Below are 20636 nucleotides of genomic sequence, written 5' to 3' on the forward strand. Positions count from 1 at the left end.
TCCTTAGTCGCCGGCCAGGCCGGCATCCGGACCGAGCGGGTCCTCCCACTCGGCCACCTCCACCGTCCGCGAGCCGCGCGACTCCACCACCAACACCGTCGCGCCCCGCGGCAGTGGCGTCTCGGACCAGGCCAGATAGGTCTCCGAGCCGCCGCGAATCTTGACCAGAACCTCGCCCGGACCGGCCGGGCCCCGGGTACCGACCACGAGCACACCCACACAGCCGATCGCCGACTCGTCCCGCACCGCCCTCGCCCCCTCGTCCGCGCGCCGAATCGACCTGGTGCCGTCACATTACTCCCGCGCGCACCGCTGCGCGTGTACGCCTGCCCCGCACCGCGTAAACCCGCCGCGGCCTGCGCATGCGCGCCCGTATGGACCGCCCGCGCGGCGGGTACCTGAGGTACACAGCGTCTGCGGCGTCGCTCGCGCGCCACGCACGCCCCGGCACCGGATACGGGGCGCGGGGAGCGGGCCGCGGCAGGAGGGAGAGCCGGTTGGGCGAGCGCGTGACCGTGGCGGACCTGGGGTTCGACGGGACGGACCGGGCCAGGTTCCGCAGCAGGCTGGGATCCTGTCAGCAGGTGCTCGAGAAGATGCTGGCCGAGGACCGCTTCGAGAAGGGCCGCAAGCTGTGCGGCGTCGAACTCGAGCTCGTACTCATCGACGCTCACGGCGATCCGGCGATGGTCAACACCAAGGTGCTCGACCAGATCGCCTCTCCCGACTTCCAGACCGAGCTGGGTCTGTTCAACCTCGAGGTGAACATCGCCCCGCACAAGCTGGTCTCCTCCGTGTTCTCGGAGCTGGCCGAGGAGCTGCGCACCGCGCTGCTCTACGCGGACCGGGTCGCGGCCGGCTGCGGCGCGCACGTGGCGATGATCGGCATCCTGCCGACCCTGGACGCGGCGCACATGGTGCCGGAGAACTTCTCCGCCGACGACCGCTACGTGCTGCTCAACGACCAGCTCACCTCGGTGCGCGGGGAGGACTTCCACCTGCGCATCGACGGCCCCGAGCCGCTGGACATCACCTTCTCCAACATCCTGCCGGAGGCGGCGTGCACCTCGGTGCAGTTCCACCTGCAGGTGACCCCGGACGGGTTCGCCCCGGCGTGGAACGCGGCGCAGGCGATCGCCGGGGTGCAGGTCGCGCTGGGGGCCAACTCGCCGTTCCTGTTCGGGCGGCGGCTGTGGCACGAGACCCGCATCGCGCTGTTCGAGCAGGCCACCGACTCGCGGCCGCTGGAGCTCGCGGCGCAGGGGGTGCGGCCGCGGGTGTGGTTCGGTGAGCGCTGGATCCAGGATCCGGCGGAGCTGTTTAGGGAGAACCTGCGCTTCTTCACCGCGCTGCTTCCGCGCGTGGACGCCGAGGACCCGGAGGAGGCCCTGGCGGCCGGGAGGGTGCCGCACCTGCCGGAGCTGCGGCTGCACAACGGCACGGTGTACCGCTGGAACCGGCCGGTCTACGACGTGGCGCGCGGCAAACCGCACCTGCGGGTGGAGAACCGGGTGCTGCCGGCCGGACCGACGGTGCTGGACGTGCTGGCGAACGCCGCGTTCTACTACGGGCTGGTGCGCGCGCTGACCGAGGCCGAGACGCCGGTGTGGCGGCGCCTGTCGTTCGCGGCGGCGCGCAACAACCTGCACGCGGCGGCCCGGGACGGCATCGGCGCGCGGCTGCACTGGCCGGGGCGCGGCCAGGTCGAGGCGGCGGACCTGGTGCTCGGCGAGCTGCTGCCGCTGGCCGCGGCGGGCCTGGAGCGCTGGCGCATCGACCCGCGCGAGCGCGACCTGTACCTGGGGATCATCGAGGCGCGGGCGCGCACCCGCCGCAACGGCGCGGTCTGGCAGATCGAGCAGGTCGAGCACCTGGAGCGCAAGCAGGGCCTGAGCCGTGCCGCGGCCCTGGCGGCGATGGTGCCGCGGTATGCGGAGCTGGCGCGCGCCGGGGACCCGGTGCACACCTGGCCGGTCGGGTAGAGCGACGTCCGCGGCCGCGACGGCGGTGATCGTGACCGCTACGGTGCCAGAGGCGGCGACCGTGCGGCGCGCGAAGGCGGCGGCTGTGGGCGGCGCTGGCGCGAACTAACCGGCCGTCGGGCGCGTGCACCGGGTGGGTCGGGTGTTTAGCCGCGTGCTCAGGCTCGCGTGGCAGACTGCGCCCCGGGAACCGACGGCACCGCAGGAGGCATGCACGCATGGCCGCGCTCGAGAACGCCACGCCGCGCCCCGACGACGGCCGGGCGCGCCGCGAGGACACCCCGCCGCGCGGCGGGGAGGGCGCGCCGGGCGACGAGAACGGTCGGGTCGGCACGCAGGACGCCACCGAGGGCAGCGCGGACGACGCCCCCCTCGCCCGGGAGAGCCAGGACGGCTCGCAGCACGCCGCATCCGGCGACGCGGGCGGCCACCCGCTCACCCACAACGCTCCGAAGGCCTCGCCGCGCACCTCGCCCGGCACCGCTGATGCCGCCCCGCGCCGGGACCAGAGCCCACCGTCCCCGTGGCCGGCGCAGTACACCCGCAAGCTGATCGCGTTCGAGGTCAGCGCGGTGCTCGCGGTCTCGCTCGGCCGCTCGGCGGTCTCGGCGTTCATCGACCTGATGGGCTCGCTCACCGCCCGCAAGGCCCTGAGTGCCCAGCACGCCCTGCTCAACACCTCCGCCGCGCCCGGGCGCCCGTGGCTGGACCTGTCCTACCAGGTCGAGGGGATCGCGTTCGGCCTGGCCCCGGTGCTGCTGGTGGCCTATCTGCTCACGCGCGAGCGGGCGTCGCTGCGCACCCTGGGAGCCGATCGCACCCAGCCGTGGCGGGACCTGGGGCGCGGCGCGGGCGTCGCGGCGGTGATCGGTGGCAGCGGGCTGGGCCTGTACCTGGCCGCGCACGCGGCGGGCGCGGCGCTGACCGTGGTGCCCACGACCCTGCCGGCGGTGTGGTGGCGCATCCCGGTGCTGATCGCCTCGGCGTTCCAGAACGCGGCGCTCGAGGAGGTGGTCATCCTCGGCTACCTGCTGCGCCGCTTCGATCAGGCGGGCTGGTCGAACGCGCGCTCCGACGTGGTCAGCGCGGTGATCCGCGGCTCCTACCACCTCTATCAGGGCTTCGGCGGGTTCGTCGGCAACCTGGTGATGGGGCTGATCTTCGCGCGGCTGTACCGGCGCTGGGGCCGGGTGATGCCGCTGCTGATGGCGCACGGGCTGATCGACACCGTGGCGTTCGTGGGGTATGTGCTGCTCGTGGGGCACGTCAGCTGGCTGCCGCACTGAGGCGATCACGCACGAGCCGCATCGAGTGGTCGCGCGGTGAGGGCGTGGGGGGCGTTGGGTTGGGGTCCGGTGTGCCGTAGGGCGCCGGGCCGCCCTGTGGAGCGGCCCGGCGCAGCGGCGTGGGGGATTGGGGGTGGGCCCGGCGCCTTACGCGGCGACGGGCTCGCGATCAGGCTCGGGCCACGCGCCGGCGGGCTGCACCGCGAGTGCGCCCTCCGCGCCGAGCACGCTGTCCGCAACCAGAGCGCTGCCCGGGGTGTGCACGCCATGGCGGGCCAGGCGGGCGATCAGGCGCGTCTTGGCGTCCTGCCACTCCTCGGAGAGGATCGAGAAGAGCGCGGAGTCGCGCACGCCGCCCTCCGCGGCGGGGAAGTGGGCGCGGCGCACCCCCTCGAAGGTGGCGCCGAGCGCGAGGATCGCCTCGCGGGAGCGGGCGTTGCGGGTGTCCGCCTTGAAGGAGACCCGGTGCACCCGCCAGGTCTCGAACGCGTGGGTGAGCATGAGCAGTTTCGCCTCGACGTTGATCCCGGTGCGGTGTGCCGACGGGGCCAGCCAGGTCGAGCCGATCTCGGCCGCGTCGGGGATCCCGGAGGGATTGACGTGCCCGTGCCGGGGCGGCCAGACCCCGGCGTTCCAGTACTCGAGCTCCCGGAACCGGGTGGTGCCCACCACCCGGCCGGTGCGCAGCTCGACGGTGGCGAACGGGACCGCGACGTGCGAGCGAAGGTCCTCGCCCGCGACGTCCAGATAGCGGCGCACGGCCGCCCGGTCCTTGGGTACGTAGGTGTACCCGAACGACGCGCGATCCTCGGTGGCCGCCGCGAGCAGCGGTTCGAGGTGGTCCTCGCGCATCGGTTCCAGCCGCACGAGGCGGCCGGTCAGCGTGAAAGGTGCTGGCATGGCGCACATCATGCACGGATTGGCCGCCTGTGGGGAGTGACACGACGATCCGACGCTCAACCGACGCCCTGTCAGCTCGTCTCGGCGGCGTGTCGGCAGCTCAAAGCGCTGTCTCTCGCGCGGTTGCCGCCTCGCGTCGCCATCTTGCGGACCGCGCATTAGATACGTCGTACCATTCCGTCACCTGACAACCTGTCAGGCCGAGGGCCCGTCGGAGCGGGGTGGATCTGTGGCATCGATAGGCGGGGCACGGGACGCGGAGAGCGATCCGGGCGCGGTCGAATACGCGGAAGCCGAACTGCGCATCCAGCGGGCGCTGCGCGACGGCGACGTGATGCTCGACCTGCGCGACCTGCGGCACCTGACCATGCTCCCGCAGCTGCTGGAGGAGCTGAGCGGCCTTAAGGATCTGAAGTTCTCGGCCCAGAGCATGCCCAAGTTCCCGGCCCTGGTCGGCAAGCTCGTCGCGCTGGAGGCGCTGACCGTCTGCGACGCACGGCTGCCCGAGTTCCCCGAGCAGATCGGACGGCTGCGCAACCTGCGGGACCTGACCTGGCTCGAAGACGACCCCGGTTCGGCCGAGCTGCCCGACTGGATCGGCTCGCTGCGCCGGCTGCGCCGCGTCCTGCTGTCCATGCCCCGCATCACGCAGCTTCCGGCGTCGCTGGGAAACCTCATCGAACTGCGCTGGCTCGCGCTGCGCACTCCTCAGCTCAGGATGCTGCCCACCCAACTGGGCGGCCTGCCGCATCTGTGCGACATCCGGCTGTACGACGCGGCCTTCGCCAACGAGCACCGCGAGGTGGCGCGCCAAGGCAGCGCCGCGATCCTGGCGTTCCTGCGCGCCCAGGCCGCTGACGCGCTCGTTCCCCAGTGGTGGTCGCGCGTGCTGATCGTCGGCGAGGCCGCCGTGGGCAAGACGTGCCTGGCCAAACACCTGCTCGGCAGGCAGTTCGACCCGGACGAGGGGCAGACGCACGGCGTGCACATCGAGACGCTGCGCATCGCCCATCCCGAGGAAAGCTCGACCACGATGAACCTGAACATCTGGGACTTCGGCGGCCAGCTGGAGTATCGGGCGACACAACGGCTCTACCTGACGGATCGTTCGCTCTTCCTGCTCGTGTGGAACGCCCGCACGCGATGGCAGGACGGAAAGGTGATCGCCTGGCTCGACGCGCTGACGGCACGCGCACCGCACTCGCCGATCGTCGTCGTCGCCACGCACTGCGACGACCCCTCGCCCGCGGTCCTGCCCGAGGACCTGCGCGAGCGCTACCCGCAGATCGTGGGCACGCACTACGTCGACTCGAAGTCCCACGTGGGCATCCCCGAGCTCATGGTCAAGATCCAGGCCGAGGCGATGAAGCTGCCGCTGATGGGGGTGCGCTGGCCGCCCGCCTGGATCGCGGCCGCCGGAGCCGTGCGGCAGATGCCCGGGCGCTTCGTCAGCGCCGCCAGGGTGTGGCGCACCATGGCCGCGGCCGGGGTCACCGACGAGCAGGACCAGCAGGTCATCGCCCGAGCCCTGCACGACCTGGGCGATCTGGTCTACTTCGCGGACGACCGGGACCTGTCCCAGCGGATCATCCTGCAGCCGGGCTGGCTCGACGAGCACATCACCGCGGTCCTGGACAGCCGGTCCGTCGCCGAGCTGAACGGGGTGCTCACCCGCGCCGAGCGCGACCGGATCTGGAGCGACCTGGAGGAGCCGGAGCTCGCCGACCGCCTGATCAGGATCATGGAGCGGTTCGACCTGGCCTACCGCATCGGCGACGCCGACTCCAGCAGCGAAGTCGCCTTCGTGGTCGAGCGGCTCGGCGACGCGCGGCCCCGGCGGATCGACGCACGCTGGCAGCAGGCGGCAGAACAGCCCGGAGCCCGGGAGATCGGCATCGCCTACCGGCTCAAGTCGCGCCAGGCCGGCGTCCCGACCTGGTTCATCGCCCGGGAGCACCGGTTCACCACGCACCTGCACTGGAAGTACGGAGCGCTGCTGCACGACCGCGACCCGGACTTCCCGGCGTGGGCGGTGATCGCGGACGACGGGCGCGAACAGCCGACTGTTCACCTGCGGGTGCGCGGCAGACACCCTGTGCGTTTCCTGTCCGTACTGGCCGAGGCCTTCGAGAACATCCTGGAGCGCAGGTATCCGGGCCTGATCGAGCAGCGTCTCGTGCCGTGCCCGTGCTCGGAGGAGGCCACCCACCGCTGCCCGCACTGGTTCCCGCTCACCGAGGTGATCCTCGAGGCCACCGACACCGATCCGCGCCGGGACCGCAAGATGCGCTGCCCCCAGTCCCGCGTCAAGGTCGACGCCTGCGCGATGCTGGACGGACTGCGCGGCAGCATCGTCGAGGAGAAGATCGACGCGATATGCGCGCAGCTCGCGCAGCAGGACAGCACCCTCACCCGCATCGAGCAGCAGGGGTTGGCAACGCTCAACGGAGTGCGCAACCTGCTGGTGGACCGGGCCAGCGCCGGGGTGCACTGCCCCAGCCTGTTCGCCGTGCGCGAGCTGGGACGCGGCGGCGTGCTGCGCCGCCAGTCCTTCGAGCTGCGGCTGTGGTGCGAGTGGCCGTACGAGCCGACCGGCCCGCACCCGCTGGATGACGCCGGTGTCTACCGGCTCGAGCGGATGCCCGACTGGCTGCGCGAGTACCTGCCGTACCTTCGGCATCTGGTCTCCGTGCTCGGCGGCGTCGTGCCGCTGATCGCGCCCGCCATGGCGACGGTCGGGGCGCGGCTGTCCGACCGCACGAAGGCGAGCCTCGATACCGCTTCCTACCTCATCGGCGACCTTCGCGCCGCCGGCGGGTCAGCGGCCGCGCCGCCGATGCTGCTGCACGGCGCCGGACGCGGACCGCTGCGCTACGCCGAGGTCGGCGCGGACTTCCGGGCGTTGCGGGCCGCGCTGCTCACGCTCGATCCGACCGAGTCGTGGGGTGGCCTGTCGCCGGTCGCCCGTCCGGAGGATCGGCGGATCGTGTATCTGTGCCGGCATCACGCCCGTCGGCTGGAATACCCCTACTCGCAGGAACCGGCGGCCGGCGCCGACTAGCAGTCCAGTCGACTAGCAGTTCAGCGGTAACACTGTTCATGATATGAAGTATTCTGGCGCGGTAGCCGCCCGCGCCGCGGCCCCCGCGACCCGGGGGCGCCCGGGATCGCGGGCGGGAACACCGCGTCCGCCACGAGGAAGGGCACCCACGATGACGACCACCGCCCGCGAGTTCCACCTGGCCGCCCGGCCGCAGGGCACGCCGGGGCCCGAGCACTTCCGGCTGGTCGAGCGCGAGCTGCCCGACCCGGGCCCCGGGCAGGTGCTGGTGCGCAACGAGCTGCTGTCCGTCGACCCGTACATGCGCGGGCGGATGAACGACGTGAAGTCCTACGTGCCGCCGTTCGCGCTCGACGCCCCGCTGGAGGGCGGCGCGGTCGGCACCGTGGTCGCCTCCGGCTCCGACGCGGTGCCGGTCGGCGCGAGCGTGCTGCACATGTCCGGGTGGCGCGACTACGCGCTGCTGCCCGCCAAGCACGCCACGGTGGTGGACACCAAGCTGGCCCCGGCCGCGCAGTACCTCGGCGCGCTGGGGGTGACCGGCCTGACCGCGTGGGGCGGGCTGCTGTTCGCCGCCGAGTTCAGGGCCGGCGACACGGTGTTCGTCTCGGGCGCGGCCGGCGCGGTCGGCTCGCTGGTCGGGCAGATCGCCAAGCTCAAGGGCGCCGCGAAGGTGATCGGGTCGGCCGGCGGCGCCGAGAAGGCCCGGGCGCTGACCGAGCGCTTCGGCTACGACGCGGCGATCGACTACCGCGCCGGGGACCTGCGCGGGCAGCTGGCGCAGGCGGCGCCGGACGGGATCGACGTGTACTTCGACAACGTCGGCGGCGAGCACCTGGAGGCGGCGATCGGCGCGGCCCGGCTGCACGCGCGCATCGCCTTGTGCGGGGCGATCGCCCAGTACAACAGCGCCGAGGCGACGCCAGGACCGCGCAACCTGGCCCTGGCGATCGGCAAGCGGCTGACCCTGCGCGGGTTCATCGTGATGGACTACCAGCCGCGCTTCGGCGAGTTCGCCGCCGAGATGGCCCCGTGGCTGGCCTCCGGGAAGATCGAGGCCGCCGAGACGGTCGTGGACGGGCTCGAGCGCACCCCGGAGGCGTTCCTGAGCCTGTTCACCGGCGGGAACACCGGGAAGATGCTGATCAAGCTCTAGCCGGGCGACCGCCGGGCCAGTCCCGGCGCGGCCGGCTGCGCGGCGCCGGGCCGAGGCTCGAGCGAATCGCGAGACGCCCGCGGCGTGTGGCCCGGCCCCTTTCACTCGGGGGCCGGGCCACACGCCGTTGTCGCGGCTATCGCGGGATCGGGTCGCCCGGCAGCAGCGAGCCGATCCATCCGTCGTGCCGCTCGCCGCGGTGCACCCACCGGGAGCGCAGCTTGCCCTCAACGGTGAAGCCCGCCTTGACCGCGACGGCGCGCGAGCCCTCGTTGCCGTCGAAGGCGATCCACTCGATGCGCTCCAGGCCCAGCTGCGCGAAGCCCCAACGGCAGATCGCGCGCACCGCCTCGACCGTGTAGCCCTGACGGCGCGCCTCGGGCGCCGTCCAGTAGCCGATCTCCGCCATCGCGCCGTTCTTCGCCTCCGGGCCGCTGATCCCGTGCAGGCCGATCATGCCCAGCAGCTGCCCGCTGGTCGCGTGGTAGAAGCCGAATACCGCGTTGCTGCCCTCCTTCGCCCAGACCGGCACGACCTTCTCGACGAAGTCGCGGGCGTGCTCGTACTCGTAGGGGGAGGGCACCGTGGTGTAGCGCTGGATCGCGGGGTCCTGGCAGATGCGGTAGATCGCGTCGACGTCCGCGGGACTCGGCGCCGTGAGCACCAGGCGTCCGGTGGTGATCATCACACCGGTCAGGTCGCGGACGGACTCGAGCGCGGCGGCGGGGATGTCGGTCACGGTCCCGCCCGGGGTTTCGGGCGCGTTTGCGGCGGTTTCCGGCACGGTGGTCTCCTTTACTGCGGGCGACGCTACCGGGGCGCCGCGCGAGCGAGCCACTCGATTACCGTGCGGCGGCGGCGCGCGGTGCGATGCGCCGGCGACGCGGTCTTGACAGCGCGGCGCACCGCGACGGAGCATGAACCCGAAGCCAAACATGAGCGTGTGTTCATATTCCGCGGCGACGCGGACCGAGCGCGAACGAGGTGCCCCCGATGCTGCTGGCCGAAGAACGCGAAGCCCTGGCCGCCGCAGGCCGCCGCCTTGCCGCGCGCGGCCTGGTCATCGGCACCAGCGGCAACCTGTCCGCGCGCCGCGAGGATCTGGTCGCGGTCACCCCGACCGGCGCGGTGATCTCCGAGCTGAGCGCGGCCGAGATGACCGTGATCAGCCTGGCCGACGGCGCGATCGTCGAGGGCGAGCTGGAACCGACCAGCGAGGTGCCCATGCACCTGGCGATCTACCGCGCCACCTCGACCTGCGCCATCGCCCACACCCACGCGGTCACCAGCACCGCGGTCGGCCTGGTGTGCGAGGAGATCCCGCTGATCCACTACACGATGCTCTCCCTCGGCGGCGCCCTGCGCGTGGCCCCCTACGCCACCTACGGCAGCGAGCAGCTGGCCGAGCATGTCGTGGCCGCGCTGCAGTACAAGCAGGCCGCACTCATGCAGAACCACGGCTCGATCGCGATCGGCGGCACGGTGACGCGGGCCGTGGACCACCTGGAGCTGGCCGAGTGGTGCGCCGAGACCTACGCGCGCACCCTGACCCTGTCCGCGGCGCTGCCCGGCAAGGCCGACGGCGAGAAGGCCGCCCCGCGGGTGCTCACGCAGAAGGAGCAGGAAGACGTCATCAACGTGGCGCTGGCCTCCGGCTACGGCACCACGAAGAAGATCTCCCAGTAAAGCCGCAGCTCACAGCTTGAACTAGTGCAAACCAAGACTGTCCTAGTACAGAAAACGGACCGGGAAAGGCGGCGTGATGAGCAGCAGCACGCAGACGGCACACACCGCAGAGGGCAGCGGCGACGCCCGGCCCGCGGACGCCAGCGCGAGCGAGGGCACGGGTACGGCTCCCGCTCCGGCTCCGGACGCGAGCGGCGCGGGGTACGCGATCTCGCGCTACCCCGACGTCCCGGTGATCGAGAAGCGGCTGCACCACCTCGTGCACTCCCCGCTGCGCACCCTGCCGCCCGAGGCGCTCTCGCGCTACGAGGCCTGGTACGAGCAGCACGCCGCGGCCTCCAAGGCCCTGGCCGCCGAGGCGGAGCAGTACATCCCCGGCGGCGTGCAGCACAACCTCGCGCTCAACGACCCCTGGCCGCTGGCGATCACCGCCGCGCAGGGCGCGTACCTCACCGACCTTGACGGCAACAGGTACATCGACTTCCTGCAGGCCGGCGGCCCGACCGTGCTCGGCTCCAACTACGCCCCGGTGCGCGAGAAGGTCCTGGAGCTGCTGGCCTCCTGCGGCCCGGTCACCGGGCTGCTGCACGAGTACGAGGTCAAGCTCGCCAAGCTCATCCACGACTTCATGCCCGCCGTGCAGCGCTTCCGCATGCTCGGCTCCGGCACCGAGGGCGTGATGGCCGCGGTGCGCGCCGCCCGCGCGTACACCGGCAAGGCGCACATCATCAAGATCGGCGGCGCCTATCACGGCTGGAGCGACCAGGTCGTCTACGGGCTGCGCATCCCCGGCACCGGCTCCCTGGAGGCCACCGGCATCCCCAAGGGCGCCCTGGAGCGCACCCACGAACTGCCTCCCGGCGACACCGCGGCCCTCGGCGAGCTGCTGGCCAAGCTGGAGGAGGACGGGGGCACCGCGGCAGTGATCGTCGAGCCGGTCGGCCCCGAGTCCGGCACCTACCCGGCCGCCCACGGCTACAACGCCGCCGTGCGCGAGCTGTGCGACCGGCACGGCGCGCTGCTGGTCTTCGACGAGGTCGTCACCGGCTTCCGCCTCGGCATGGGCGGCGCGCAGGGCTACTTCGGCGTCACCCCGGACCTGACCGTCTTCGGCAAGTGCGTGGCCGGCGGCTACCCGGCCGCGGGCGGCGTCGGCGGCAAGCAGCAGGTCATGGACGTCTTCGCGGGCGGTCTTACCGCCGCCGGGCAGCGCGCCTTCGTCGGCGGAACCCTGTCCGCCAACCCGCTCTCCTGCGCCGCCGGCTACCACGCGCTGCTGGAGATGGACCGCACCGGCGCGCCGCAGAAGGCCGGGGCGGCCGGCGACCGGCTGCGCGCGGGCCTGGAGGCCCTGATCGCGGCGCGCGAGCTGCCTTACGTCACCTACAACTTCGGCTCGATCGTGCACCTGCACACCTCCGGGGTGCTGCACCTGACCCTCGACAACCCGGACTTCTTCACCGAGCTCGGGCCGCGCAAGGACATGCTCGGGCACATGTCGATGGCGTTCGCCGCCGAAGGGGTCATCACCCTGGCCGGCTCGCGCATCTACACCTCCATGGCCGACACCGACGAGGTCGTCGACGAGGCCCTGGCGGCCTTCGACCGCGTCTTCGCGCAGGTCTGACCCGGACCCGGCGCAGGATCGAGGGAACGGGAGAAGCGATTGTCCGCGCGCCTCGTGCTCGGCGTGGACCTGGGCACCAGCGGTCCGAAGGTCGCGCTCGCCGACGCGCGCGGCCGGCTTCTCGGGCACGCCAAGGCCCCGGTGCCGCTGCGGCTGCTGCCCGGCGGCGGCGCCGAACAGGACCCGCAGGCCTGGTGGAGCGCGATCTGCGCCGCCGCCAAGCAGGCCCTGGCCGACGCCGCCGCGCACCTGGGCCGGGACCCGGGCCCGCTGGTCGCCGCGGTCTGCTTCTCCGCCCAGTGGGGCGGCACCGTCCCGGTGGGCGCCGACGGCAGCCCCACGCACCCGGCGGTGATCTGGATGGACGCGCGCGGCGCCGCCTACAGCCGCGCCGTGGCCGGCGGGGCGCCCACGGTGCCCGGCACCAGGTACAACGCGTGGAAGCTGCGCTCCTGGCTGACCAAGACCGGCGGCGCACCGACGCTGACCGGCAAGGACCCGGTCGGCCAGGCGCTCTTCCTCAAGCACGAGCGCCCCGAGGCGTACGCCTCGGCCGCGCACCTGCTGGACGTGCCCGAGTACCTCACGCTGCGCGCCACGGGACGCGCCGCCGCCGCGTACGACACCGCGGTACTGCGCTGGTGCACCGACAACCGCGCCCCCGGCGCCGTGCGCTGGGATCCGGCGCTGGTGCGCCAGTGCGGCCTGGACCCGGCGAAGCTGCCCGAGCTGCTCGCCCCCGCCAGCGTGGTCGGGCCGCTGACCGCGCAGGCCGCCACCGACCTGGGCCTGAGCACCGGCGCGCTGGTCGTGGCCGGCACCGGGGACACCACCGCGGCCGCGATCGGCGCCGGCGCGGTACGCGACTACGACGCGCACCTGTACGTGGGCACCTCCGCGTGGCTCAGCTGCCACGTGCCCTACAAGAAGACCGACCTGCGCACCTCCATCGCCTCGCTGCCGGCCGCCGTGCCCGGCCGCTACTGGATCGCCACCATCCAGGACGTGGCCGGCAAGGCCATCGACTGGCTGATCGACAACGTCCTGCACGACGAGCGCCCCGAGGCCGCGCTGGAGCAGCTCAATGCCCTGGCCGCCGCCTCCCCGCCCGGCGCCCGCGGGGTGCTGTTCACCCCCTGGCTCAACGGCGAGCGCACCCCGGTGGACGACTCCTCGCTGCGCGGCGGCTGGTTCAACGCCTCCCTGAGCACCGACCGCGCGGACCTGGCCCGCTCGGTGTTCGAGGGCATCGCGCACAACGCCCGCTGGATGCTCGAAGCCGTCGAACGCTTCACCGGCCGCACCGGCCCGCAGGGCCTGGGCGCGCTGCGGTTCATCGGCGGCGGCGCCAGCTCCCAGCTGTGGTGCCAGGCCATGGCCGACATCCTTGACCGGCAGATCCACCAGGTCGCACAGCCGGTGCTGGCCAACGTGCGCGGCGCCGCGCTGCTCGCCCTGGTCGCGCTCGGCGAGCTGACCTGGGATCAGATCCCGGACCTGGTCGAGATCGAACGCGTCTACACCCCCGACCCGGCCAACCGCGCCGTCTACGACCAGGCCTACCGCGCGTTCCGGGACGTGCACCGGCGCAACCGCCGCCTCTACGCCCGCCTCAACGCCGCCGAATAACCGAAGGCGAGCCGCCCGGCACTGACGTCCCGGCTGACGCGGCGTCAGCAGGCGCGACGGCGCGGCCTGCCTGCCCGCGCCCGGCAGGCGGGAGTCAGAGCCCGGTCAGGCGGCCGGTCACCTGCGCCAGATACAGCCGCAGCAGCTCCTTAAGCTCCCCGAGCACGCCCTCGTCGCCGTCCGGGGCCTGCCGGAACGCGAACTGCAGCAGCGCGTCCGCGACCACCACCGCGATCTGCGAGGAGCGCGCCAGCTGCGCCCCGTCCGGCAGGCCCGCCTGCCGCACCAGGATCCGGCGCACCCCCTGCGCGATCGCCGCGTTGTTCGCCTCGTCCGCCCGCGCCAGCTCCGGGGAGAGGTGCCGCCCCGACCACAGCGCCACGTAGCCGGGATTGGCGCGGTACAGCTGCGTGAACGCGTCGATCAGCGTGCCCACCGGGTCCTTCCACTGCTGCGCCTGCGAGGCCGCCACCAGCTGCGCTATCGCCGCGTCGAACTGCCCGATGTAGGTGCCCGCCAAAGCATCGACCACCGCGGCCTTGTCCGGGAAGAACTGGTAGATCGACCCGACCGGCACCCCGGCGACCTGCGCGATACGCCGCACGGTCAGCGCCTCGAACCCCTCCGCGGACAAGATCGCGTCCGCGGCCTCCAGGATGTGGCGCACCCGCGCCCGCGAGCGCTGCTGGCGCGGCTGGCGCCGCATCCGCGTGCCCGCCGCCCCCTCGCCCGCGACTGCCTCAGGCCCGCCGTTGCCGACCGCGCTCGCGTCCCCGCCGACCTCGCGGGCACCCTCGTCTTCCAGGCGCGCAGCCTCCGCCGCGCCGCCGTCCGCGGCCCACGCTCCCTGCGGCTCCCGCATCGCGCGCCCTTCCCGTCCCGATCCGCCGCCCGCCCCGGCGCGGCCCCCTTGGCCATGCCGGTTCGCCGCGCGGCGCACCGCTCGACGATACTGTCTGGATCCGCCCGCGAACGCGAACGCGGCCGAGCCAGAAAGGCGAGCAGCGAACCATGGCCACCCCGACCGAGCAGCCCCGCGCTGTGCGCGTGCAGGGCCAACTCGTCGAGTCCTACCCACGCCGCGCCCCCGAGGCCGACCGCGGCCGGGTGCTGCGCGTCACCGTGGCCGGCGAGCAGATCCTGCACCGACCCCTCAAACCGGTCACCGAGGAGCACTACGGCAGCGCGCAGCTGGCCACCCTCATCGACGACATGTTCGCCACGCTCTACGTCGCCGAAGGCGTGGGCCTCGCGGCCAACCAGGTCGACGTCGACCTGCGCGTGTTCATCTACGACTGCCCCGACGACCAGGGCGTGCGGCACGTGGGCCACCTGTGCAACCCGGTCCTGGACGAGCTGCCGCCGGACCAGCGCGTCCTGGACGAGGACGACGAGGGCTGCCTGTCCGTGCCCGGCCCGTACAAGACCGTCGCCCGCCCGCACCGCGCGGTGGCCCGCGGCTTCGACATGCACGGCAGCCCCCTGGTCATCGAGGGCACCGGGTTCTTCGCCCGCTGCCTGCAGCACGAGACCGACCACCTCAACGGCTACCTGTACATCGACCGGCTCTCCAAGCGTGAGCGCAAGGACGCCCTCAAGCAGATGGAGGCGCTGCGCGAGGAGGTCTTCGCCCGCCGCGCCGCCAAAGCCGAGGCGCTGCGCGGCTAGCCGGCCACACGGCCGCCCGCCACGAACCGCGGCCCCGGACCCCGCGCCCGAAAGCGGGATCCGGGGCCGCGGCGTACCCGCCCCCGTGCGTCACACCGCCCTTACACCGAGGTGAACCGGTAGCCCTCGTTGAGCAGCTGCGGCAGCACGATCTTGAGCGCCGCCACCGTCTGGGAGCGGTCCCCGCCGCCGTCGTGCTCCAGGATGATCGAGCTGGTCCTGGTGTTCCTCATGATCCGCTGCACGATCGTGTTCACCCCCGGCCGCGACCAGTCCCGCGGGTCCACCGACCAGTCCAGGGGCCGCAGCTTGGCCTGCGCGCAGGCCACGAACACCGTGTGCGACCACGCCCCGTACGGCGCCCGGAAGATCGTCGGGTGGATGCCCACCGCGCTGAGCGCGTCGTTGGCCCGCGAGATCTGCGAGCGCACCGCGGACAGCGAGAGCTTGGACTGGTCCGCGTGGTTCCAGGTGTGGTTCACGATCGTGTGCCCGGCAGCCGCGACCTCGCTCACCAGCGAGCGGTTCGCCGCGATCTGCTCGCCGATCATGCAGAAGGTCGCCTTGATCCGGTACTGGTCCAGCAGGTCCAGGATCTGCGGGGTGTACTGCGCGTTCGGACCGTCGTCCAGCGTGAGCGCGATCACCTTCGGGCCGGCGTTGACGTAGTACTCCGGCTGCGACTGCACCAGCGCGGGGTCCACCCCGCTGCCCGGGTTGTTCACATCCGGCGGGGGAGAGGTCGCCAGCCCCGCCGAGGAGGAGGACAGATCCGTCGGCGTCGTGGAGACCGCGGGACTGACCGGCGCCGCGGACGGCGACTGCGACGGGCTCGGCGAGGGCGAGGCCGCGTGCGAGGAGCCCGCCGAGGACAGCCGCGCCGCGGTCGCGATCCCGCACCCGCCCACCAGCGTCAGCCCGCCGGCCGCGAACAGCACCCGCCGCGAGAGCTTGCGCCGCGGCACAGACCCGCCGCCCGGCCCGAACGCGCCCGGCTGATAGCCCCCGGGCCCGTACGGCCCCGCGTCCCCGGCCGGCTCACGCGCCGCCCCCGAGCCGTACCCCGGCTGCCCAGGCCCCTCCGGCCCCGTGCGCTGCGCGAAGATACCGCGCGCCGCCGCGGCGTGCACGGGCAGCGTCTCATCGAGCGCCACTGTCTGATCCAACGCCCCGTCAGGGGCCCCGTCCCGGGACCCGTCGAGCGCGACGGTGCGCTCCAGGTCCTCATTGCGCGCGGCGCCTCGCCCGAAGCCGCGCGCCCGCCGTTCCCACGAACTGTGATCCACGTCCGGTATAGACGGGAGGTTCACTCATCCGGTTGTACTTTCTTCAGACAAATTTCAGAGAACTCTGTTCGGCACCCCCGCGGCGGAAGCACACCCCGAGCGCGCACGGCGCGCGAGCACGCCATACGCGCCCCTCGCGGCCCCGCCGTCCCTCGATCGTGTAATACCCGCGCACCTGACGGAGCCTCAGCATGGGCTGTGCGGACCCGATCCCAGAGTTCTGCATCAGCGCCGCCCCGCCCCTGCCGCCGCGCGCACCGCACCGCCGCGGCGGCAGGGGCCGGGCCGACGACACACCGGAGGGGAAAAGCACCCGATGTCCACCGACGCCGCAGCCGCGGCTCCCGCGCAGGACGAGGCACAGCAGCGCCAGTCCCTGACCACCGCAGCGGCCCGCAACCTGGCCACCACCACCAAGACCCCGCCGCAGATGCAGGGCATCACCTCCCGGTGGCTGCTGCGCATGCTCCCGTGGGTCCAAGTCTCCGGCGGCACCTACCGGGTCAACCGCCGCCTGACCTACGCCGCCGGCCGAGGACGGGTCAGCTTCGCCAAGACCGGCGAACAGGTCCGCGTCATCCCCCCGACCCTCGCCGAACTGCCCGCCCTGCGCACCACCGAGGACGCCGAGGCCCTCACCCTGCTCGCCGACCGCTTCACCCGCCGCGACTTCCACAGCGGCGAGACCCTGGCCGCGTTCGGCGAACCGGTCACCGAGATCCTGCTGATCGCGCACGGCAAGGTCTCCGCGGTCGGCAGCGGCAAGTACGGCGACGACACCGTCCTGGCGCTCTACGCCGACGGCGACCACCTCGGCGACCAGGCCCTGGCCAGCCCCGACAGCCTCTGGGAGTACACCGCCCGCGCCACCACCCCGGTCACCGCGCTGAGCCTGCGCGCCGCCGACTTCGCCGCCCTGGCCGCCCAGCACCCCGCCCTGCGCGACGCGATCGCCCGCTACCAGGCCGACGCCGCGCAGTCCCGGGACCACCACGGACAGGCCGCCATCGACCTGTCCGCCGGCCACGAGGGCGAGGTCGAACTGCCCGGCACCTTCGTCGACTACGAACTCGAGCCGCGCGAGTACGACCTGTCCGTCGCCCAGACCGTCCTGCAGGTGCACAGCCGCGTCGCCGACCTCTACAACCAGCCGATGAACCAGATCGAGCAGCAGCTCAAGCTCACCGTGCAGGCCCTGCGCGAACGCCAGGAGCACGAGATGATCAACAACCCGGACTTCGGGCTGCTGCACAACGCCGACTACGACCAGCGCATCCAGACCCACGGCGGCCCGCCCACCCCCGACGACCTCGACGAGCTGCTCTCGCGCCGCCGCGACTCGAAGTTCTTCCTGGCCCACCCGCGCGCCATCGCCGCCTTCGGCCGCGAATGCAACCGCCGCGGCCTCTACCCCGAGAGCATCGACGTCGCCGGCAACCGCGTGCCCTCCTGGCGCGGCGTCCCGCTCTTCCCCTGCAACAAGATCCCGATCAACGGCGGGCACACCTCCTCGATCCTCGTGCTGCGCACCGGCGAGGACAACCAGGGCGTGGTCGGCCTGCACCAGACCGGCATCCCCGACGAATACGAGCCCGGGCTCAACGTGCGCTTCATGGGCATCAACGAGAAGGCGATCATCTCCTACCTGGTCAGCGCCTACTACTCGGTCGCCGTCCTGGTGCCCGACGCCCTGGGCGTGCTGGAGAACGTCGAGATCGCCCGCCCGCGCGACTGACTCCGGCCGACCGGCACCGCGTCCTGACCGCCCCGGCGGCGCGCCCGCACCCGCTCAACGCGGCGCGCCGCCCCCACCGCGCCGAAACCGGGTGACCTGACCGTTGCACGCCTCCACGCTCGACGCCCCCGACCACGACCATGATCACGACGGCGGCGGCCGCGAACCGGACCCGGACCAGCGCGCCACCGCGCTCCTGGAGCAGGCCCGCCACCTCGTCGAACCCGCGCTGCGCGCCGCCGTGACCACCCTGCCCACGGCCATGCACCGCGTCGCCGCCTACCATCTCGGCTGGCAACACCCCGACGGCACCCCCGTCTGCGCCGACGGCGGAAAGGCCCTGCGCCCCGCGCTCGTGCTGGCCGCCGCCCGCGCGCTCGGCGCCCCACCGGCCGCCGCCGTGCCCGCCGCCGCGGCCGTCGAACTGATCCACAACTTCACCCTCCTGCACGACGACGTCATGGACCGCGACGCCACCCGCCGCCACCGCCCCACCGCCTGGAGCGTCTTCGGCACCGCCGACGCGATCCTCGCCGGCGACGCCCTGCACGCCCTCGCCCTGCGCCTGCTGGCCCAGGACACCCACCCGGCCGCCACCGCGGCCACCGCACGCCTGGCCGCCTGCGTCATCGAACTGTGCGAAGGCCAGCACGAGGACTGCGCCTTCGAAACCCGCCGCCAGGTGACCCTCGCCGAATGCCTCGCCATGGCCCAGGCCAAGACCGGAGCGCTGCTCGGCGCGGCCTGCGCCCTCGGCGCCCTCTACGCCGGCGCCGCGCCCGAGACGGTCGAGGCGATGAACGCGTTCGGCCGCGCCGTCGGCCTCGCCTTCCAGCTCGCCGACGACCTGATCGGCATCTGGGGCGACCCCGCCGTCACCGGCAAACCCGCCGGCTCCGACCTGGCCGCCCGCAAGAAGTCCCTCCCGGTGGTCGCCGCCCTGGCCTCCGCCACCCCCGCCGCCGCGCAACTCGCCGCGCTCTACCGCGACCCGGCACCCATGACCGCGCAGCAGGTGCGCGCCGCCGCCGACGCCGTAGACCGCGCCGGCGGCCGGGCCTGGGCGCACCTGGCGGCCGCCGACCACATGTCCGCCGCCATCGACCACCTCACCCGCGCCGCCCCCGACCTCGACGGCGCCGAGGACCTGCTCACCCTCGCCGAACTGGCCACCCGCCGCGACCGCTGAACCCGGCCCGGCCCGGACCGCGCCCGATCCGGCGATCCCCTCCCGGCGCCCCTCGGCCACCGGCCCGGTTCAACCCGCCCTAAACCGCACCCTCATCGAAATACCCTGACACGCTCTCGGCCTCGAACGGCCCGCGGTCTGTCACGATCCGCGTCACGAACCGCGGCGGCGTCACATCGAACGCCGGGTAATACGCCTTCTCCACCAGCGGTGAGGCCGTGCGCACGCCCTGCACCGAGAGCACTTCCGCGCCGTCGCGCCGCTCGACCACCACGTCCTTCGCGGTGGGGGAGAGGGGATCAGGAGCCTGAATCAATACGTAGAACGGCACCCCGAACGCGTGCGCCGCCACCGCCGCCCCCAGCGTGCCGACCTTGTTGAACACGTGCCCGTCCATGCTCACCCGGTCCGCCGCGGTCACCAGCGCGTCCACCCGGCCCAGTGCCGAGAACGGGCTGAGCACCGCCGCCGCCATCCCGTCGGTCACCAGCGTGACGTCCTGCCCCAGCTCGGCGAGCGTATGCGCCGTCAACCGCGCGCCCTGCAAGTACGGGCGCGTCTCCGTGGCCACGTACCGCAACCGCTTGCCCGCCGTGTGCACCGCCCGCACCAACTCGATCAGGTACGAATCCATCCAGCAGTGCGTCAGCACCCGCGCGCCGTCCGGCAACAACCCCGCGGCATGCTCCGCCAGCAACGCACAGCGCCGCCGAAAGTAGCGCGCCTGGCCCGCCGCCTCATCCTCCACCACCGCGACCAGCCCGGCGGCGTCCCACGCCCCGCGAGCAGCAGAAGCCTCCGCCTGCGGCCGAACCGCCTGCGCTTCCACCGCGGCCAGCACCGCCCGCACCGCGTCACCCACGCTGTTGTTCGTCGGCCGCGCCCCGATCAGCAGCGCCCCCGCCTCACGCACCGCCGCGACCGCCTCGGCCACCGGGCGCCCGGCCTGCTGACGCGCCGTCAGTACCAGGGCGGCCAGCGCCGCGAAGATCGGGCCGGTGCTCTGCGTCACCATCTGCCGCATCGCGTCCGCGACCTCGGCCCCCGAACGCGCCGTCACCCACACGATCTCATGCGGAAACACCCGGCGATCCAGGATCAGCACCGCGTCGCGTTCCAGCCGCACGCTGCGCTCCAGCAGGGGAGAAGGCAACCCACCCGCCGAACCCTCAGGCACGCCGCCGCCCGACGCGTATCCGCCCTCGATCGCAGCCTCCACCGACAACCCGCCGGCCCACCCTGCAACTTTCCCGGCGCCCACGCGCGCCGCCCCTCCCGCCACGCTCCCAGCCGCCTCAGCCATCCGCCACCCTCCTGCCTGCCGCATCGCCCACGTCCCCGCCGCGCCCGCGCGCACACGCCGTGGCCAGCCCGGGCACCACGCGTTGACGACCCTCAGACCTGCGAGCACAGTGATCTACGCGCGCCCGC

16 protein-coding genes are annotated in these 20636 nt (G+C 73.2%); 10 read left to right on the forward strand and 6 right to left on the reverse strand.

What is annotated here, in order from left to right:
* Window positions 1-3: 3 nt before the first annotated feature.
* A complete protein-coding gene (locus VFA06_RS09810) occupies window positions 4-246 on the reverse strand; it encodes a hypothetical protein (RefSeq protein WP_324840143.1) in 243 nt (80 codons plus the stop codon).
* A gap of 251 nt (window positions 247-497) precedes the next feature.
* Between VFA06_RS09810 and VFA06_RS09815 the strand changes: the two genes are divergently transcribed.
* A complete protein-coding gene (locus VFA06_RS09815) occupies window positions 498-1982 on the forward strand; it encodes a glutamate--cysteine ligase (protein WP_324840144.1) in 1485 nt (494 codons plus the stop codon).
* A 548-nt stretch (window positions 1983-2530) separates the two neighbouring features.
* Window positions 2531-3268, forward strand: coding sequence for a CPBP family intramembrane glutamic endopeptidase (locus tag VFA06_RS09820; RefSeq protein ID WP_349260135.1), 738 nt, complete (start codon window positions 2531-2533; stop codon window positions 3266-3268).
* Window positions 3269-3415: 147 nt separating this feature from the next.
* Here the strand turns inward: VFA06_RS09820 and VFA06_RS09825 are convergent, their stop codons facing one another.
* The gene (locus VFA06_RS09825; protein ID WP_324840146.1) at window positions 3416-4168 is read right to left on the reverse strand and encodes a GNAT family protein; all 753 of its coding nucleotides are present in this window, start codon (window positions 4166-4168) and stop codon (window positions 3416-3418) included.
* A gap of 229 nt (window positions 4169-4397) precedes the next feature.
* On the opposite strand from VFA06_RS09825, the gene VFA06_RS09830 reads away from it, so the two are divergent.
* Both VFA06_RS09830 and VFA06_RS09835 read left to right on the forward strand, forming a co-directional pair.
* Window positions 4398-7229, forward strand: coding sequence for a COR domain-containing protein (locus tag VFA06_RS09830; protein WP_324840147.1), 2832 nt, complete (start codon window positions 4398-4400; stop codon window positions 7227-7229).
* Window positions 7230-7380: 151 nt separating this feature from the next.
* A complete protein-coding gene (locus tag VFA06_RS09835) occupies window positions 7381-8385 on the forward strand; it encodes an NADP-dependent oxidoreductase (RefSeq protein ID WP_324840148.1) in 1005 nt (334 codons plus the stop codon).
* A 136-nt stretch (window positions 8386-8521) separates the two neighbouring features.
* Here the strand turns inward: VFA06_RS09835 and VFA06_RS09840 are convergent, their stop codons facing one another.
* On the reverse strand, window positions 8522-9169 hold the full coding sequence (locus VFA06_RS09840) for a GNAT family N-acetyltransferase (RefSeq protein ID WP_324840149.1): 648 nt from the start codon (window positions 9167-9169) through the stop codon (window positions 8522-8524).
* Between the two features lie 209 nt (window positions 9170-9378).
* Here VFA06_RS09840 and VFA06_RS09845 point away from each other — a divergent pair, with 209 nt between their 5' ends.
* The 3 genes from VFA06_RS09845 to VFA06_RS09855 all read left to right on the forward strand — a co-directional run bounded on the left by VFA06_RS09845 (window position 9379) and on the right by VFA06_RS09855 (window position 13327).
* Window positions 9379-10071: a class II aldolase/adducin family protein gene (locus VFA06_RS09845; protein WP_324840150.1), complete on the forward strand. Its 693-nt coding sequence runs from the start codon at window positions 9379-9381 to the stop codon at window positions 10069-10071.
* Between the two features lie 76 nt (window positions 10072-10147).
* Window positions 10148-11698 carry an aspartate aminotransferase family protein gene (locus VFA06_RS09850; RefSeq protein WP_324840151.1) on the forward strand — a complete coding sequence of 517 codons (1551 nt, stop codon included), beginning with the start codon at window positions 10148-10150 and terminating at the stop codon, window positions 11696-11698.
* Between the two features lie 39 nt (window positions 11699-11737).
* Complete coding sequence (locus VFA06_RS09855) at window positions 11738-13327, forward strand: FGGY-family carbohydrate kinase (RefSeq protein ID WP_324840152.1); 1590 nt, start codon at window positions 11738-11740, stop codon at window positions 13325-13327.
* 94 nt (window positions 13328-13421) lie between these two features.
* Here the strand turns inward: VFA06_RS09855 and VFA06_RS09860 are convergent, their stop codons facing one another.
* Window positions 13422-14189, reverse strand: a complete 768-nt coding sequence (locus VFA06_RS09860; RefSeq protein ID WP_324840153.1) for a TetR/AcrR family transcriptional regulator — start codon at window positions 14187-14189, stop codon at window positions 13422-13424.
* Between the two features lie 149 nt (window positions 14190-14338).
* Between VFA06_RS09860 and def the strand changes: the two genes are divergently transcribed.
* Window positions 14339-14995: a peptide deformylase gene (gene def / locus VFA06_RS09865; protein ID WP_324840154.1), complete on the forward strand. Its 657-nt coding sequence runs from the start codon at window positions 14339-14341 to the stop codon at window positions 14993-14995.
* Window positions 14996-15096: 101 nt separating this feature from the next.
* On the opposite strand, the gene VFA06_RS09870 is transcribed toward def, so the two are convergent.
* On the reverse strand, window positions 15097-16305 hold the full coding sequence (locus VFA06_RS09870; RefSeq protein ID WP_324840155.1) for a polysaccharide deacetylase family protein: 1209 nt from the start codon (window positions 16303-16305) through the stop codon (window positions 15097-15099).
* 292 nt (window positions 16306-16597) lie between these two features.
* On the opposite strand from VFA06_RS09870, the gene VFA06_RS09875 reads away from it, so the two are divergent.
* Together VFA06_RS09875 and VFA06_RS09880 are read left to right on the forward strand one after the other, a co-directional pair.
* A complete protein-coding gene (locus VFA06_RS09875; RefSeq protein WP_324840156.1) occupies window positions 16598-18016 on the forward strand; it encodes a family 2B encapsulin nanocompartment shell protein in 1419 nt (472 codons plus the stop codon).
* Between the two features lie 196 nt (window positions 18017-18212).
* A complete protein-coding gene (locus VFA06_RS09880; protein ID WP_349260136.1) occupies window positions 18213-19205 on the forward strand; it encodes a family 2 encapsulin nanocompartment cargo protein polyprenyl transferase in 993 nt (330 codons plus the stop codon).
* Window positions 19206-19284: 79 nt separating this feature from the next.
* Here VFA06_RS09880 and VFA06_RS09885 read toward each other — a convergent pair whose 3' ends face one another.
* Window positions 19285-20508: a hypothetical protein gene (locus VFA06_RS09885; protein ID WP_324840158.1), complete on the reverse strand. Its 1224-nt coding sequence runs from the start codon at window positions 20506-20508 to the stop codon at window positions 19285-19287.
* Window positions 20509-20636: the final 128 nt, after the last annotated feature.

The organism is Actinocrinis sp. (genome assembly GCF_035653575.1).
In the GTDB taxonomy this organism is placed as follows: domain Bacteria; phylum Actinomycetota; class Actinomycetes; order Streptomycetales; family Catenulisporaceae; genus Actinocrinis.